General features: G+C 51.0%; 1 protein-coding gene. It reads right to left on the bottom strand.

Going from position 1 to position 1,333, the window contains the following annotated elements; genetic code table 11:
• Positions 1-87: 87 nt before the first annotated feature.
• Positions 88-1,333 (bottom strand): DctP family TRAP transporter solute-binding subunit (locus QVO97_RS03365; protein WP_288188785.1); only part of this gene is annotated, 1,246 nt, incomplete at its 5' end.

Raw genomic sequence — 1,333 nt, 5'->3', positions numbered from 1 at the left:
GGTCTGATCCCAAGGATCAGAACCGCCAGAAAACCAAACTCAATGATTCAATTTTACCAAACTTCTAACTTCAAACTTCTAATTTTCCTATTTGAATGCAGCAACCAGCTCTTCCGCATCCTTATAACCCTGTTTTTTCAGTTCCCCGATATACCACTCGGTTACTGGTTCTACAACCGCCTTGAAGGAATCGATATCCAGATCCTCATACGGGATGACCTCGACGCCATTCTTGGACTGCCATCTGGAGAGGATCTCGTCGTCGCCTGCGCGGTTGATCTCGCGCTCGTACTGAACAGCAAGTTTGCCGCACTCATCAACTACTTCCTGCTGCTCCGGTGTCAGGCTGTCGTAAATATCCTGGTTGATGCAGAAGAACAGGCAGTCATAGTTTGCATTCCACATGGAAACGTATTTCTGTACTTCCTGTACGCTTGCCGCATCAATCGCCGGAAGCGGGTTCTCCTGACCGTCTACCGTACCCTGCTGCAATGCCGTGTAAGTCTCGGACCAGTTCATGTTGGTCGCATCTGCGCCCCACAGCTCGTAGCACTTCATCAGAAGGTTTGAACCAGCCACACGCACTTTCAGGTTCTTCATATCTTCTACGGAATGAACCGGGCGCACGCCGTTAGTGAGCTGACGGAAACCATTCTCCGCCATACCCATGCAGTGCAGACCATAGGAAGAAAGAATCTCATCCATCTTCTGGCCAGCCTCGCCGTCCAGCTTCGCGTCGGCGTCCTCCACGGAATCAAACAGATACGGCAGCGATACCACGTTGAAACGCGGGTCAAATGCCGAATAAATCAGGTTGCTGTGCATCGAAATCTGCACCGGATCTCCGTTCATCAGCGCCTGGATGCCCTCGGACTGGTTTCCACCGGTCAGCTGATCGGCTGCGTAAACATCTACTTTGACCTTGCCGCCCGTTGCCTGATCCATAAGCTCGCCAAACTTGCGGCCTGCCTGTGCCCAGGTACTGGTTTCTGTCGTGGAACACGTAAAGTTCCAGGTCATTTCCGGCCAGTTCAGGTCACTATGATCTTCTACCTGATAAGCAGAAGAATTTTCAATGCCCGCCGTCTTAACTGCACTAGCCGCATTTTCAGTAAAGGTGTTTACCAGATCCTCTGCATCATCAAAGCCCTGGTTTTTCAGTTCTCCGATAAACCATTCCGTTACCGGCTCAGCTGCTTTCTTAAAGGATTCGATGTCGAGATCCTCATATTTCAGCACTTCAACACCGTTCTTAGTCTGCCAACGATCCAGAATCTCCTCATCGCCTGCACGGTTGATCTCACGCTCGTAAGCAACCGCCTTACGGCCTGCC

It is taken from the genome of Clostridium sp. CAG:43 (assembly GCF_000434655.1).
Classification (GTDB): domain Bacteria; phylum Bacillota; class Clostridia; order Lachnospirales; family Lachnospiraceae; genus Otoolea; species Otoolea fessa.
Note: the sequence above shows the minus strand (reverse complement) of the source record. Positions and strands in the feature narration are given on the sequence as shown.